Source organism: Pedobacter sp. CFBP9032 (genome assembly GCF_034045265.1).
Taxonomy (GTDB): domain Bacteria; phylum Bacteroidota; class Bacteroidia; order Sphingobacteriales; family Sphingobacteriaceae; genus Pedobacter.
On record NZ_JAXCWE010000002.1, the window covers coordinates 572572 to 587723 of the forward strand.

15 protein-coding genes and 1 pseudogene are annotated in these 15152 nt (G+C 38.6%); 9 read left to right on the forward strand and 7 right to left on the reverse strand.

Annotated features, from left to right (window positions below; genetic code table 11):
• Nucleotides 1-124: 124 nt before the first annotated feature.
• Genes SOM16_RS06250 through SOM16_RS06260 form a run of 3 tightly spaced genes read right to left on the reverse strand, consistent with a single transcriptional unit; the run spans nucleotide 125 to nucleotide 1480 of the window.
• Nucleotides 125-493, reverse strand: coding sequence for a hypothetical protein (locus SOM16_RS06250; protein ID WP_320463131.1), 369 nt, complete (start codon nucleotides 491-493; stop codon nucleotides 125-127).
• Complete coding sequence (locus tag SOM16_RS06255) at nucleotides 475-831, reverse strand: hypothetical protein (protein WP_320463132.1); 357 nt, start codon at nucleotides 829-831, stop codon at nucleotides 475-477. The genes SOM16_RS06250 and SOM16_RS06255 overlap by 19 nt, the downstream gene beginning before the upstream one ends.
• 19 nt (nucleotides 832-850) lie before the next feature.
• Complete coding sequence (locus SOM16_RS06260) at nucleotides 851-1480, reverse strand: outer membrane beta-barrel protein (protein WP_320463133.1); 630 nt, start codon at nucleotides 1478-1480, stop codon at nucleotides 851-853.
• A gap of 656 nt (nucleotides 1481-2136) precedes the next feature.
• Here SOM16_RS06260 and SOM16_RS06265 point away from each other — a divergent pair.
• The 5 genes from SOM16_RS06265 to SOM16_RS06285 all read left to right on the forward strand — a co-directional run bounded on the left by SOM16_RS06265 (nucleotide 2137) and on the right by SOM16_RS06285 (nucleotide 6750).
• Nucleotides 2137-3624 carry an aldehyde dehydrogenase family protein gene (locus SOM16_RS06265; protein WP_320463134.1) on the forward strand — a complete coding sequence of 496 codons (1488 nt, stop codon included), beginning with the start codon at nucleotides 2137-2139 and terminating at the stop codon, nucleotides 3622-3624.
• 112 nt (nucleotides 3625-3736) lie between these two features.
• Nucleotides 3737-4780, forward strand: a complete 1044-nt coding sequence (locus SOM16_RS06270) for an NAD(P)-dependent alcohol dehydrogenase (RefSeq protein ID WP_320463220.1) — start codon at nucleotides 3737-3739, stop codon at nucleotides 4778-4780.
• Between the two features lie 47 nt (nucleotides 4781-4827).
• Nucleotides 4828-5757, forward strand: a complete 930-nt coding sequence (locus SOM16_RS06275) for a helix-turn-helix transcriptional regulator (RefSeq protein WP_320463135.1) — start codon at nucleotides 4828-4830, stop codon at nucleotides 5755-5757.
• Between the two features lies 1 nt (nucleotide 5758).
• Nucleotides 5759-6457 carry an SDR family oxidoreductase gene (locus SOM16_RS06280; protein WP_320463136.1) on the forward strand — a complete coding sequence of 233 codons (699 nt, stop codon included), beginning with the start codon at nucleotides 5759-5761 and terminating at the stop codon, nucleotides 6455-6457.
• Nucleotides 6458-6498: 41 nt separating this feature from the next.
• The gene (locus SOM16_RS06285; protein ID WP_320463137.1) at nucleotides 6499-6750 is read left to right on the forward strand and encodes a hypothetical protein; all 252 of its coding nucleotides are present in this window, start codon (nucleotides 6499-6501) and stop codon (nucleotides 6748-6750) included.
• 456 nt (nucleotides 6751-7206) lie between these two features.
• Here SOM16_RS06285 and SOM16_RS06290 read toward each other — a convergent pair whose 3' ends face one another.
• A complete protein-coding gene (locus SOM16_RS06290; RefSeq protein ID WP_320463138.1) occupies nucleotides 7207-9264 on the reverse strand; it encodes a M13 family metallopeptidase in 2058 nt (685 codons plus the stop codon).
• Nucleotides 9265-9958: 694 nt separating this feature from the next.
• On the opposite strand from SOM16_RS06290, the gene SOM16_RS06295 reads away from it, so the two are divergent.
• Nucleotides 9959-10243, forward strand: a complete 285-nt coding sequence (locus SOM16_RS06295; RefSeq protein WP_320463139.1) for a hypothetical protein — start codon at nucleotides 9959-9961, stop codon at nucleotides 10241-10243.
• A gap of 205 nt (nucleotides 10244-10448) precedes the next feature.
• On the forward strand, nucleotides 10449-10646 hold the full coding sequence (locus SOM16_RS06300; protein WP_320463140.1) for a hypothetical protein: 198 nt from the start codon (nucleotides 10449-10451) through the stop codon (nucleotides 10644-10646).
• 534 nt (nucleotides 10647-11180) lie between these two features.
• Here the strand turns inward: SOM16_RS06300 and SOM16_RS06305 are convergent.
• The 3 genes and pseudogenes from SOM16_RS06305 to SOM16_RS06315 form a co-directional block, all read right to left on the reverse strand.
• Entirely contained in the window at nucleotides 11181-11591 is a 411-nt protein-coding gene (locus tag SOM16_RS06305; protein WP_320463141.1) for a helix-turn-helix transcriptional regulator, read from the reverse strand.
• 300 nt (nucleotides 11592-11891) lie between these two features.
• Nucleotides 11892-12788 (reverse strand): annotated as a pseudogene (locus tag SOM16_RS06310) (serine hydrolase domain-containing protein); the annotation flags it as partial.
• Between the two features lie 364 nt (nucleotides 12789-13152).
• Nucleotides 13153-13638 carry a hypothetical protein gene (locus SOM16_RS06315; RefSeq protein WP_320463142.1) on the reverse strand — a complete coding sequence of 162 codons (486 nt, stop codon included), beginning with the start codon at nucleotides 13636-13638 and terminating at the stop codon, nucleotides 13153-13155.
• 580 nt (nucleotides 13639-14218) lie between these two features.
• On the opposite strand from SOM16_RS06315, the gene SOM16_RS06320 reads away from it, so the two are divergent.
• Nucleotides 14219-14848 (forward strand): hypothetical protein, encoded by a 630-nt coding sequence (locus SOM16_RS06320; RefSeq protein WP_320463143.1) that lies wholly within the window; start codon nucleotides 14219-14221, stop codon nucleotides 14846-14848.
• The gene (locus SOM16_RS23210) at nucleotides 14811-15104 is read left to right on the forward strand and encodes a hypothetical protein (RefSeq protein WP_414692250.1); all 294 of its coding nucleotides are present in this window, start codon (nucleotides 14811-14813) and stop codon (nucleotides 15102-15104) included. The genes SOM16_RS06320 and SOM16_RS23210 overlap by 38 nt, the downstream gene beginning before the upstream one ends.
• The last annotated feature ends 48 nt before the right edge of the window (nucleotides 15105-15152 follow it).

The window sequence follows — 15152 nt, forward strand, 5'->3', positions numbered from 1 at the left end:
ATTGCAATCCAGCTCATAGTCAATCCCTGTTTTTCCTACACCAGCAGGATCAATCTGAAAAGAATTTGGAGTAATTTCAAAATTCTTTCTGGTTTTTAAATTTAGGATAGAATAAGTAACTTTCCTACCTTGCGGTAGAGATCGATAGAGATTTTTTTACAACGGTTTGTAAACGCTCCGGTAACACATCAAAAGTATTTTGGCTGCCTGATAAACCATCTTTATCGGTGAATATCCTCGTTGTACCAACAGGCACTAGAAATATATTAGCCGCATCTCCTTCTTTAGATACCAAGTAATGGCTCCAAATTAAATTTTTCATAGATCCGCCTGCTGCTTCCCCACTAATTACATCAAGCGCCACATAGTTAACACTGCCCGACTTACCCTTCACTTGCGAAAAAACGGTGAATAAATTGTTCTCGCCAGAAATATAAGTAGCATTATTATCACCACCACTATCGGTACCATCACTCACATCTTTGTATTCCATACTAACCGTATAGTTGTTGGTGTTCTGATTTTTAAACTGTAGTTTGTAATCATTAAAATAACTGCCCTGAAGGTTGTTGCCCGAATTATCAAATGAGCATAGGCAGGACTAAATAAAAACACGCCATTAAGGGTTGGTGGTGTTGTGCCACTATTAATGGTCATGCCATTCTTTTTCAGGCTTTCCATAATCTCTGGCGTAATCACGTTATTAATTACCTGTGGGTATTTAGGACCCAATGGACCAGTAGGCACCTCATCTTTATTTTCCTTTTTACACGCCACAAATAGCAGATGAAATAAAAATAACAGCGATGAAAATTTTAGTGCACTTTTCATAGGTTATATTTTTTAGAAGTTAAAGCTTAAATGCGATACCAACATTCAGCACAGCAAGACTTTGATAGCCCAGTTCTGCAAACAAGCTGGTATTTTTAGCGAAATAATACTTCCCTCCTGCAAACAAACCAAAACCTACACCGCTGCCTGTAGTCCCATTGAAACCTTGGTTATTGCTCACACTGGCAATAACATAGCCAAGGCTGGCGCCTCCATAAACATCAAATTTTGGATCTAGCTTAAACAGTTCATTAAGATGATAGGAACCACGGGCACCAATATAAAATGCAGACTGTTTAAAGCTATAGTTTGCACCTGGCACGTCTACATTGTACTTAGAACTGGCGTATGCCACTTGTCCGCCAACACTAATTTCTTCAGTTATCCCCTTTTCAAAAGAAACACTTGGATTTACGGGCAATGACGAAGAGTAACCAGAACCAAAAAACGGACTCCCGATACCAATTCCCAAATTAAGCAAATTATCACCCTCGCTATAAGCCCTATTGGAAGAATTGTTGCTTTTGGAAACCACAGCCTTTGTTTCTGTTTTAGCCTTCGGTACAACCTTACTTTTTGATTTAGACTGGGCTGCTGCAATAACGCCAATAGCCATAAAAAAGGACATCACTAATAATTGTTTTTTCATTGAGATCAATTGAATTACGGTAAAAAAATAGATGTATTTTAGATTAAAACAGGCCTTTTAAAACCATTTAAAAGGTTTGTCAAAGATAAAGCCGTGGCAATTGCCCATCCTATACCATGTTTTAGGTAATTTTTTATCACCAAAAATCGGATGATTAGCTGTGCATAATGGAATGGTAGATTGGAATAATTTTAAAAAAAAGCCAGTATCTGCATTCTTGAATACGTAATCTGCCCAAAGTCCCCATGATCGTAAAGGAACAAAATCAGGACGCTTAAAGATTTTCGGATACGCTAGTATTAGCGCACATCATGATGACGGAATAACTGATTCTAATATTGACTCGCGAATTGGCATTTATAGCGGTAGAATAGGAAATAACTTTATAACCCTCATCTGCAACTTTATTGACTTCAGACACTTTCGCATTCAATTTAAAGGCGATTTGCAACTCAAGTAAAGTAAAAGCTACCTAAACTCTGTTATCAAACTTGTTGAGTTCAACGCTTGTAGATTAACAAAGAGTTCAATTCTAGACGGCTGCTAGTTCCCAGAGATTTTGATGGCCACGGTCTGGATTAGCATTACAGCAGTTTGGATAAGGCTAGAAGTGCTAAAGTGCCGATTTTTGTGTTCTAAAGTAATTATAACGAATCATGGAAAATCTTCAGAAAACAAAAAATGTAAATCAACTTGTTGTTGATTATCTGAACAAGGACACTAAAAAGTTATTAATAAATGGCAAGTGGGTCCCGTCAATCTCTGGCAATACTTTCGAAAGCATTAATCCGGCAACCGAGGAGGTTATTGCTACAGTCTTCGAAGGTGGAAAAGCAGACATCAACCTTGCGGTAGAAGCTGCCCAGAACGCCTTTGAAAGGGCAGACTGGGCCAATATTACGGCGCATCAGCGGGAGGTATACCTGCACAAAATTGCCGATCTCATTGCACAAAATGCTGAAGAGCTTGCTTTACTTGAAACATTGGATAATGGAATGTCTCTTTCCACAAGTGCATGGCTCGTTCAAGGTGCAATAGATACCTTTAGATACTATGCCGGATGGCCAACCAAGATATATGGAAAAACCAATCCGACTGATGGCGGTTCTTTTAATTATACCTTGAGGGAGCCCTTAGGGGTATGCGGAGCCATTGTGCCCTGGAACGGACCAATCCAATCCGTAGCTTGGAAAATTGCACCAGCAATCGCCTTTGGAAACACCATCGTAGTTAAACCATCGTCGTTCACTTCACTAACCTGTATCAGGCTGGGTGAGCTTATCGTCGCTTCTGGTTTGCCAGCAGGGGTTGTCAACATCGTTACCGGGCAGGGTTCTGTGGCTGGCTCGGCCCTGGTAGAACATCCCGGAGTAGCAAAGATCGCTTTCACCGGATCCACACCGGTGGGCAAAAGTATCCTTAAATCGACCGCAGATACGATGAAAAAGGTAACCTTAGAACTGGGAGGCAAAAGTGCAAACATCATCTTTCCCGATGCCGATATGGACAAGGCAATTGCCGGCGCGTTAACAGGTTTTACTGCCGGTGCCGGTCAAGGATGTGTGGCCGGATCGCGGGTGTTTATTCATGAAGAAATATACGAAGAAGTATCGACCAAAATTATCGAACTGGCGAACAATGTGTCCGTCGGCCCCGGAATCGATCCTGCTAACGGAATGGGGCCCATCACTACCAAGGGCCAGTTTGATAAAATTCAGACCTATTTTGAAATCGGTCTCAAAGATGGCGCTACACTCGCTGCCGGGGGAGAAAGATTGCCAACTAAAGGCTACTTCTTGAGACCTACCGTATTTACCAACGTACACAATGGAATGCGACTGGCACAGGAAGAGATTTTTGGTCCGGTAGTGGCCTTGATCCTATTTAAGGATGAGCACGATGTAATATTCCAGGCCAATGATACCGAGTTTGGCCTGGCCGCAATGGTGTGGACCAAAGACATCAATCGTGCCCACCAGGTGGCAAGGGCCATGAAAGCGGGTACGGTCTGGATCAATACACTCTTCGAACTTGATCCCATCACCCCATTTGGGGGCTATAAACAATCTGGACTTGGTCGGGAATTGGGCGCTGAGTCAATTGATGCTTATACACAGATAAAATCGGTTGTGGTGAGATTTTAGATACGTGAATTACCAATCGCCATAACCTTCAATATGGATAAGTAATAACCCAAATTGGATAACTTCAAGATTGGGTTATTTTAAACCTTTGTTCAAAATAAAAATTAAAGAAATGATTCAATCTTATGGATATGCAGCTCAAAGCCCAACGAGCAACCTGGCCCCATGGGCCTTTAAAAGAAGGGCGCTTGCCGATAATGATATCTTAATCGATATCCTCTACTGTGGTGTCTGCCATTCGGACCTCCATTCTATCAGAGACGATTGGTTTCCGGGAATGTTCCCCATGGTTCCTGGTCATGAAATTGTTGGAAGGGTAGCCAAGACAGGAAACAGCGTAACCCGTTTTACTATAGGAGATTTGGTGGGCGTAGGTATAATGGTAGATTCCTGTCTGGAGTGCGAAAGCTGCCGTAATCAGCAACAGCAATTCTGTGCCACTTGCGTGCAAACCTATAATAATCTGGACCGTGACGGACAGCCGGTTTATGGTGGCTATGCAGACAATATCGTGGTAAGGGAAGAATTTGTTCTCTCTGTCTCAGAAAAATTAGCTCCAGAAGGCGTTGCGCCGTTGCTCTGTGCGGGCATTACCACCTACTCACCCCTGAAAAACTGGAAAGTGGGTAAAGGGCACAAACTCGCCGTTGTAGGCCTCGGCGGGCTTGGCCATATGGCCGTTAAGTTTGGCATTGCCTTTGGCGCTGAAGTAACGGTGTTGAGTACCTCGGAATCTAAACGGAAAGACGCAAAGTTACTGGGCGCAAACCATTTTGTAGTGACAAAAGATGTGGAACAGATGAAAAATATCAAATCTTCTTTTGATTTTATACTCGATACCGTATCTGCAAAGCACGATATCAATCAATATTTATCCTTACTCAAAATTAACGGCGTGCATATTTGTGTAGGCATTCCACTGGAATCATTCGAAGTTTCGCCTTTTTCTCTTGTTGCGGGCAATAAGGCCTTGGCCGGATCCGGTGCAGGTGGGCTGGCACAGACCCAGGAAATGCTAGACTATTGTGCGGAACACAATATCGTGTCAGACGTGGAACTGATTGACATCAAGGATATTCACCATGCTTTCGAACGGATGGAAAAAGGAGATGTGCGCTACCGCTTTGTAATTGACATGGCCACAATAAAGAACTAAAAAAACTGCAGGTCCTTGTTTTTTCTCAAGGCTCTGCTTAATTTAACATGATGAAGCAAGAAAGAAAAACGCCCTACCGGATGGAAACCATTTCGGAACTGCACCACATTTTGGACCTTCCAAGACCCATGCATCCGTTAATCAGTGTGATCGATTTTAGTAAAATAAAATGTTATGATGACGATGCATTGGAAAGCGTGGCCTACAATTTCTATTGTATCGCACTCAAAAAAGGTTTTGTCGGCAAAATGAAATACGGCCAGAATGCTTACGATTTTGATGAAGGGGTAATGACGTTCTTCTCTCCAAACCAGGTCATCTCCACAGAGATTATTGCCGACCTTAAATTGTCTGGCTGGTGGCTGGTGGTCCATCCTGATTTTTTAAGGGGGTATACACTATCGCAAACGATTGGAAAATATGGTTTCTTTTCCTATGCGGCTAATGAGGCACTGCACCTCTCTGACGAAGAAGAGACATTGATAAATGGTCTGATGGAAAGTCTTAAGAAGGAATATAGCACCAGGATCGACCGTTTTAGCCAGGATGTAATGATTTCGCAGATCGACTTGCTCCTTCAGTATTGCAATAGATTTTATAACAGGCAGTTTATCACCCGTAAAAACATAAATAACGATTTGCTTAGCAAGATGGATGCAGTTTTAGCCAGATATTGGGAGGATGATAAGATGTTGTTGTTGGGGCAACCAACGGTTAAATACCTGGCCGATGAGCTCCATGTATCGGCTCACTATTTAAGCGATATGCTTCGGGAGCTTACCGGGCAAAGCGCCCAACAACATATCCATAATGAATTAATAGAACGGATAAAGATCTTATTAACGACTACCAACTTAAGCGTTAGTGAAATTGCCTACCAGTTGGGGTTCGAATATCCCCAATCGCTCAATAAACTATTTAAAAAGAAAACAGCGGTTTCGCCAACCGATTTTAGAAAATCATTTAATCCTAATTAATATGGAAATTAAAAATGCACGGATACTGTTAACTGGTGGAACAACTGGTATAGGTTATGAAACAGCTAAGTTATTGAGTGCGGAAGGTGCTAAGATTGTCATCTGCGGACGCAGTGAGGAAAGCGTAAATTCGGTAGTCACTGAGCTTGGCGTGTCTGGCATCAGGGCTGACGTAAGCCAGGAAGCAGACGTAGATCGGCTATTTGAGTTTGCTCTTGAAAACCTAGGGGGACTAGATGTGCTGATCAATAATGCAGGCCTGGGTTTTATGGGATCCCTGCTGGATACTACCAGCGAAGATTTTTTGAGAATCTGGGAAACGAATACCAAAAGTGCCTTTCTCTGTGGAAAACTGGCAGCTAAGCATTTTATTGGCCAGCAATCTGGTAATATCATCAACATTTCTTCCATGGGCGCTGTAAGGGGATTTGCCAATGGCTCGGCTTATGTGTCGAGCAAAGCCGCAATGTCCGGGCTCACCATGTGTTGGCAGGCAGAGCTCCGAAAGCATAATATCCGTGTAATGCAGATCAACCCAAGCGAAGTAATTACGCCGTTCGCAGAAAAGATAGGGCATCAATCTGTCGATACGGAGAAAAAGCTCAAAGGAATAGAGATTGCACAAGTCATCGTTTCTATGTTAGCTTTAAATAACATCGCTTTTATTCCTGAAGCCAACGTTTGGGCAACAAATCCCTAACACCAAACATTCTCATTCTATTTACTTTTTGATCTATTAACATGGAAATTTTATTAAAATACCATGGCCTTGATTGGCTTTCTATGCTCTTAAGTTTTGGGGCAATGTTGCTTTTGGGCAACAAGGTTAAATGGGGATTTGTCTTTTTTATATTGGCAAACATCACCATGATTGTTGTAAGCTACCTGATGATAGGAAGCATCGCACTTGTGGTGGGCAACGCGATTTTTCTAGTGACTAATATCCGTGGCTTTACAAAGTGGAATACCTCATTGAAAACAGAGAATAATTAGGCAGGTAGGATAATTGCCTTAAGAAGCTGAACTTGCTAAAAATGAAGTTATCATAGACCAACTCGGGTCAGTCCTTTAGAGGCGGCTGTGGGGTAAAGATATGCTGTGCATTCTTTATAAGTGGCCGTAACCACGAAGGTGGTTCGGTCGCATCACCTTGCTGTTCGCAATTGATATTGTCATGATTAAATTACGAGCTACCACAGTAAATACTTCGATTCATTTCCTAAACTCCTTTGTTTTTGGTAAGCAGCTCTATAAAGTTAACCAGGTTTTTGGATGCAATAAAAACGGAACTTGGAAAATGGATTCTACACTTCTTATACAGCAATGGAGATCAAGTAAATGCATATTCGGAGGCTGGCTCAGTGCGATTATATCTTCCGATACCAGGGTCTGCAAATCACCAATTTTAGAGGGGCACTAGGAGATTTCCTGTGTAGTTCAGTTAAATGCTTACCATATTCGTATGCGCTCATTTGGTGATAAGAAAAGTTTATTTTTTGGATCAATGGAAAAGGCCTTGTACCATGCATCAATATTCCTAACTACCCCATTTACGCGATACTCGGCAGGCGCATGATAGTCCCTAAGTGTCATACGGTACGCTTCTGGAGTGTAGATAGTACGGCTAACCTGTGCCAATGAAAGGAAAAAGCGCTGGTCGCCAGTATAGCCATCCATAACAGGAGAACTTCCGTGGTCCTTAATATAGAGCTGATAGGCATCATAGGCTACAGTTGCCCCAGTCAAATCGCCAATATTCTCTCCTAGTGTCTGCTTGCCATCAACGTAAAGACCATCTAATGGAGAAAAGGAGTTGTATTGATCAATTAGTCTGGCGGTATGTGCCTGGAAAGATATTCGAGTATTTGCCGTCCACCAGTCCCGCACCTTTCCATCACCATCAAACCTCGAGCCTTCGTCATCAAAGCAGTGACCAAGTTCATGCCCTATGATTGCGCCTATAGCTCCAAAGTTGACCGCAGCATCAGCATAAGGATCGAAAAATGGTGGTTGTAAGATGCCTGCTGGAAACTCAATTGAATTATAAAGTTTACTACTTGTTGCGTCTACTGTTTGCGGAACCTGATACCAGTCCTTACTGGTATAAACCCTTTCAAGCAATGAGCGTTCGTAGTCCCAATTTACCTGTGCAATTAAACGCTCGTTATGAATGGGATCATCTTTTTGAAAATCAATTGTTGAATAATCACGCCAATTATCAGGATATCCAATTCTTACAGTAACAGCATTAAGCTTAGCTATTGCCTCCCTTCTGCTACTTTCATCAAGCCAGTTTAGTGTTTCAAGTCTTAATTTAAATGCGCTGCGAACATATCCTACCAACTCTTGTATACGCTGTAGGTATTCATTGTTAAAATACCTTTCTACGTATAGCTTTCCTACAAGCTGGCCTACACGGTTATTGACATACAGAACTGCTTTTTGTTCCCTGGGAGTGTCCCTCGATATCCCGTTGAGTGTAGTCGAATAAAAATCAAATTGACTTTTCCGGAAACTAGCTGGCAATAGGGTTGAATGGTTGACTATCCAGTGAAATGCCAGATAAGATGCCCAGACTTCTACGGGAGTAGCAGCAAACAGAGCAGCTTTTGATTTAATGGCAAGGTCTGTTTGTAATACAACTTCACTCACATTCGCTACCTGTCTTTCTTCAAGGAATACTTTCCATGGAAAACCCGGGGCGTAGGAGCCTAGTGCTGTGGCTGGCATTTTATGAAAATTGATTTTGCTGTCGCGCATTTGTGCGGGGGTCCATTGTAATGAAGCGAGCTTTGTTTCTATCTCCATAATATCATTTGAACGTCGCTCTGCGTCGGTAATGCCAGCAAGATTTAATACATGCATGATGTATTCTTTATAGGCCTTACGGTGCCCAGGATATGGGCCATCTTCTTTTTGGTAGTAGACTGGTGCAGGCAGACCAATGCCACTTTCACTAAAAGTTACCAGGAATCTGCTCATATTGTTAATATCAGGTTCGGTATGAATAGTTACGATAGAAAATGATTTTGGATCGGCCATCCATTTCGCAATATTTGTATGGCTCTTGATGGAGAGTATGTGCTTTACTTCCTTCTCAATAGACCGAGTTCCAGAAATCTCGATTTGAGCGGTATCAACATAGCTTTTAAAAAGGTTGCTCACTTGCCGAAGTGGCTTAGAAGCATTCGGTTCATTCGCTTTTTTAGTAATCAAATCGGCTATACTCTCACTTACTCTTGTTTTAACCTCACTATAATTACTTAGCCCAGACAATCCTGAAGGAATGTTCATCGTGATCAACCAACCATCATTTACAAATCTGTAAAAGTCATCTCCAGGCAGTATATGACTACTTATGAACTTTGTTTCGACACCCCAATCGCCGAATTTAGCTTTCTTATTGACAGTTGTATTCGACTGTGCACTAACATAGCTGATGCCAAAGGCCAATAAATATGTAATCACTCCTAAAATAATTTTCTGGTGATAAATGCTATATTTCATTTTTACTTCGATAAGGTTACAAAGCTATAACTTAATAAAAAGGTATGATTGTAAAAATGCGAACTTTAGTCAGTAATTTGATCATGCAGAATGCCATCTTACTCATACAGCCAATAAAATATACTTCGCTGATGCGTAAGCTTATATATACCCTTCTGAGATCTGGCTTTGCTTTGAATCTTGGGACGCTCCGTAACTCGGTCTGTTCTTTGGAAGTGAATACAAATGGCCAATCTTTATTGTTTTTGTTAATAAGAAATCGCTAAGTTCAGAAAATTATATTTTATGTGAATTTTTCATTGAAACGTACACAAAGCTTCCAATCCTGTCCCTAATAGCAATTTTGTATTCGGGGTTGACCTTTTATTAAAGTTTTTTACTCTTAAAGTTCCAATCCCTTTTTCGTTATCGATGATCTCAAAATTCTCTTCCCTCAGGCCATTTAGTACTAAAATTGTTTCCTAAAGTCCGCATCTACCTCCAATTTCAACTCACCTATTTGTCCCTTGGCATTCTTGCCCTTTTTTGTTTTAATGCCTAAAGGTGCCATCTCCAATAAAGGGGACGAGGTACATAGTCCAGTATTACGGTTTCCCATATTTTAGATTGATATATGATTACTAATTTAGATACCTGACAATACTATATTAATCATCACAAAAATCAAATAAATCAATATTTAACTTAAATTGATATGAGCAAAGATTCTTACAAAAATATGATTGCGAACAAGAGAAAAGATATTGTTTCCCTAAGAGCAAAACTGGTCAAGATCAAAGATGATAAAAAACGAAGAATGGAAGCTTTATCTAAATATATAAAAAGTACAAGTTCTGCTTCAAGTAAAGAGTCATATCGAAAATTAAAAATATCTGGATCAGCAAGATATGACCGAGAAATTGAATCGTTAAAAATGAAAGTTGAAACTGCTAAAAGACAAATAGAACAAACAAAAAAAACATTAGCTAACTTGAAGTAGAAGGCTATCAATTTATAGACAATGGATTTTGGATAGAACTAATTTATAGGAAGATACCGGCTCGCAGATGTTTTGCAATTACTGAATAGTAGTTTAGGCTACAGGCAGTTAGCTATGTTTATTAGAATTCAAACTTTCTTGAATTTTTTAAAAAAAATCATTAGTCGCTTAATTAAAAAAAACTATAACATTTAAAAAATAAATTATGGCTAAGGTAAAAATCGAAGAAATTATCGACTATATAGACACAGATATTCGAAAAGCACTATCGGAAACAATTAAAAAGCATTTTCCAAATGAAGATTTTAATGACCGAGAGGTTTTTAGAACTTTCAAAAGAATGATTTCAAGAAAATGCTCCTCTTGGGAGAATGTTCCCGATGGATTTGTAGAGAAAGAATAACATTAAATAATAAGGTTAGAAAAAAAACATTTAAATATATATTGAAGCTTTATAGATTTATTATAAAAGAAGGCTTTATTAATTACAACACAAATGAGTAGACCAATAACAAAAAATCTTAGGACGTGGCCTAGAAATCTATCTACGCTTCAAAGCGAGAGCTTATCAACGTTGCAATATGGTGGCATGTCTTCTTTACAAAATGGGGGTATGTCGACATTGCAGTATGGTGGTTTGTCAACTTTAGTGTACGGTTGACTTTCTACTTTATAAGGGGGTGGCATGTCTACTTCTTCAACTGATGTATACAACACTAATATTCCACCTTGGCCTGTTTTCTTACGAGAACTTGAGAAGATGGTTATGCTTATCAAGCGAGTCTAATCCAAAAACATTTGCCAAAATTTCTTTGACCAGAAAAATTTTTTAATTAGAGCATTTAGATTTAGTGAAATTTACCAAGATGATTATAACAAATAGAGACGGTTCTTAGTGAACTGCCTCTGTTTGCATTTTATGAACTTAATAGAAACCTTACTGATTTTCCTTCTTCAATAATTCAGTTTTATCACGCTCACTTGCGAGTAGTCGCTCATATAAATCTTTATTTGCTTCTAAAGCTTCCATTAGTTTATCCAGAGGATTAAATGTGCAGCCATGGTAAGCATTGAATGAATGTGTTACTTCATCATTAAAAGTATTGAAATAGTTGACAATGCCCTCCTCACTAAAATTCTTTATTCCTTCAACAGTAACACCCAAGACAGTTGCAATTTTTTCCAGAGTCGAATCCTCTACCTCTTCGCTTTGCTCTATCTTAGAAATCGTCTGTTGACTTACGCCAAGTTCAACAGCAAGATAATCCTGCTTAATACCACGTATTTCCCTGATGCGGCTAATCTTTCTGCCGATGTGTATTTTGTTAGATTTTGTAGGCGTTTCCATAAAGCAAATATAATAAATTCCCTAGATAGTAATGAACCAATGAATTGTAGTAAGATACCAGTTTTGGTGGTAGCTTACGGCATTGCAGTGCTGCATTTTTGATCTCAGAAATCAAAAATATCACGATTATGGAACCCCAATTCTAGCAATCTGGTCAGTTTCAGGTATTTTTTTTTTACAATTTTTATTTTACTTCTTGATATATTTTAAGGAGTACTATTGTCTTAGGATGAAAAATATCGCTATCAATTCTTTTCCTGATCATAAATGCAATAGAACGGGGTTTAAGTCATTTTTTCCTTAGGGTTTTATAATTTTATCCGCGAGTGCAATCAATTCATTCTGTGCGCCTTGGTCTGCTTCGTTAGAAAGTAAAACAATTCCTGAATTCAAATCAGGGTAAAATACCATATAACTGCTAAATCCTAAACTGCCACCCGTATGAGAGATGTTTAGTTTACCTGTTGCTGTTTTTCTTACTTTCCAGTTCAATGCAATAGCACCATCGTCAACCCTTCCAAAAGTTGGCTGGTGACTTAACTTAGCAATAGCGTTTACTTCATTTAGCTGAAATGCCATATACTTTAACATATCTGAACTCGAAGAAGCTATACTTGCTGCAACTTGCAAATCCTCCCAATCAATAATAGGCATTAAACGCCCCTTACCATCGTAACCCTTCGCCATTTTTGCGGGCAGTTTTCCTTCTTTTAATAAAAATGTATTTTTCATTTTGAGCGGTTCAACGAAATATAGTTTAAGGAGGTTTTCATAGGAATTGTTATAAACGATTTCCATAATATAACCGAGTAACTGGGCAGCCGTATTACAGTGGCGAGTAATGGTTCCGGGCAATACCTTTAGCTTTACATGATGCAGATCTCGGTAAAAATCTTTTCTGCTATATTTTGTGTGAACTGAATCTAAAATATAGGGAATGGAGTCTGGATTTGCCTTTCCGAAGATATCTTTATCTGGCATCCAGTTGGGTAGTCCAGATGTGAGGTTAACCAAATGAAGTAAAGTGATAGGTTTTCCGTTGTAACTCAAATTAGGATAATCTTCTTTCAAGTACTTGCGTATATCATCATCAAGATTTACCTTTTTATCGAGAACAGCTTGTGCAAGCAAGGTTGCCCCAAATGTTTTTGTAATGGATGCAAGTTCGTAAACAGTATTGCCTGTTGGTAATTCTGATTTTTCCTTTGTACTGACCCATAATTATAGAGATATGGCTTTCCATCTTCAATTATTCCTATTGAGATGCCAACCCTAGAATTATTTTTCATAAATGCAGAAACTGATTGGTCTACCAGTGTATCTAATGAGATCTTTAATTTATTGTCGCTGGGTAATTTAAGTTGGTTTTTTTGCGCAAAGCAGAGCGATATGTGCATTAAAAAAATTAAAAATAGGAACGCCTTTTTCATATAATATTATTGGGTTTTAATAAGACGCTAAAAATTACGAATAGGTTGCACCGATCATGTCTCTTGAGATGGATTGAACATTGGCAATATCAATACAATTATAATTTTACTTAAATGTAGTGTATCATATATCAATCCTGTTTACTCTTATTATTCCTCTCCTCCATAGCTCTAATTAGATCACTGACTTGAATTTTCGGAAGGTTTAGTTTGATGTCATCAAATATTTTATTTGAAATAATCGATCCCGTCAGATTAAGCGTTTCGAGCTTCTCAATTTGAAGCAGGGTTTGACAAATATTTTTGATGTCAGACTTTGCATCTAATGGCAAGCTTACCTGCTTCAAGTTTGGTAGCCTCCTTAATTCGATTGGTAGTTCTGTAACAAAAACACCGTGCAGTGCTAATGTTTGTAGAGATTTAAAGTCACCTATAAATCCAGGCAAGGAATAATAGACGGCAGTTTGCGGCCTTTCATTATTTGGGGGGTATACGGTCCAGTTAGACTTGGCGATGACAATATGGTTCAGATTTAGTACTTCGGGATGATTTGTTACATAAGCTTTCGTAAAGTCATCCGTTGAAAATTCTCGATACATTATTTCATTAAATGACATACTTAGAAAGCTAAAAAATTGTGGTTACTAAAATAATTAATTTTGATTTCACTTATAAGTTTTTTTATCCGGTCACTTAAACTAACTCCAAATCCTGTAAATATATTACAGGAAATTTGAGGACGAAATTATACCTTTGAATGGTCTGAAAAACAGGGGAGCTTACACAACACTTACCCAGATAGCGGGGTTTCGTGTTCCTAAGATAGTAATGATGAAAAATCAGTACTAAATCATAAATTGCTTTCAATTAACCACGCTTTGTTAGAGCCTGTATAAACAGAAATTATATGTTATTTAAGTATAAGTCAGCCCTGCGTTACTTTATGCGTTACGATTTTAGAATACAGTACTCATATGCTCTTGAAAGAGGCTTATAGCCATAATAAAACAAAAAATGCTATGGTATTAATGAACGGATGGAATGCAACTATTGATAATGTAGTCAGTAAATTCCGAAGACTAAGTAGATGGCAATACTTTTTGAAAAAGGTATTCACATAAATTTATTATTTCAACATTATCACCTCCCAAAATTAATCTGATTATTGATACTATTTCAAAAATGAGCATAACAAAAATGAAAATTACTTTAATAGCATGTTTAACTTCGCTTGTCTTACTAAGCATTTTTTCATGTAATTGTAAACAGGTCAATTTGACTTTAGAAGAAAAAGCTTGGCTAAATCCATATAGAAAAGGTGATACGTTAGTTTTCGAAAGCAATCTAAAGAATATAGATACAATATTGGTTACTGAAAAAACGCATTTTTATACGAATGAAAATTGTAATTGGATAGAAATCGGAACAACTCAAGATGAAGGTATCAATATGACCTTAATACCAAAAACCTGTCACAATAAATTCTACTGTGAAGGAGAGATTTCAATTATAAAAAGTCCGAATTCTGAAACTGCACCATTTTTTAGAATATTTGGACTTGAACATTCAACAGCTTCAACTAGTGATAGTTTGATTGAATCAGAAATATCTCTCTCAACGAATGGTAAGAATTACAAGCATGCCTATGTAGTTGAAAGTGGGGTAAATGCAAATAACTATGGTAATAATTATCTGAAATCATTTCATTGGGATAAAAACGAGGGTTTAATTAGATACGAGGGTGCCGATGGTGAAGTATTCGAGTTAGTAAACTACTTAAAAACAGGCAATGAAGACAGACGTGATAATAGAAATCTGCATAGATAGCCAAGAAAGACTCTGCATTAAACCCTCAACAGCCCGATTGGTTCTAATTTACAGAACGGCTACAGAAGTACATTGGGATGCAAACGGACATTTCCTTTTTTCACCGAAGCCGAGAGAATGGACTTATCTTGATTGGTACATACACATAAATGAAGTAGTGAGTAATGAGTGCCATTATAAGCTCGTATTGAGCGATGAAACTATATGGACAAACATTCCTGAGAAACTAAAGAGGCAAATTATAGAAGTGAAATAAAGCTGTTACAAGAAAAACGGGAATGATCTCCGACCATTCCCGCTTAAT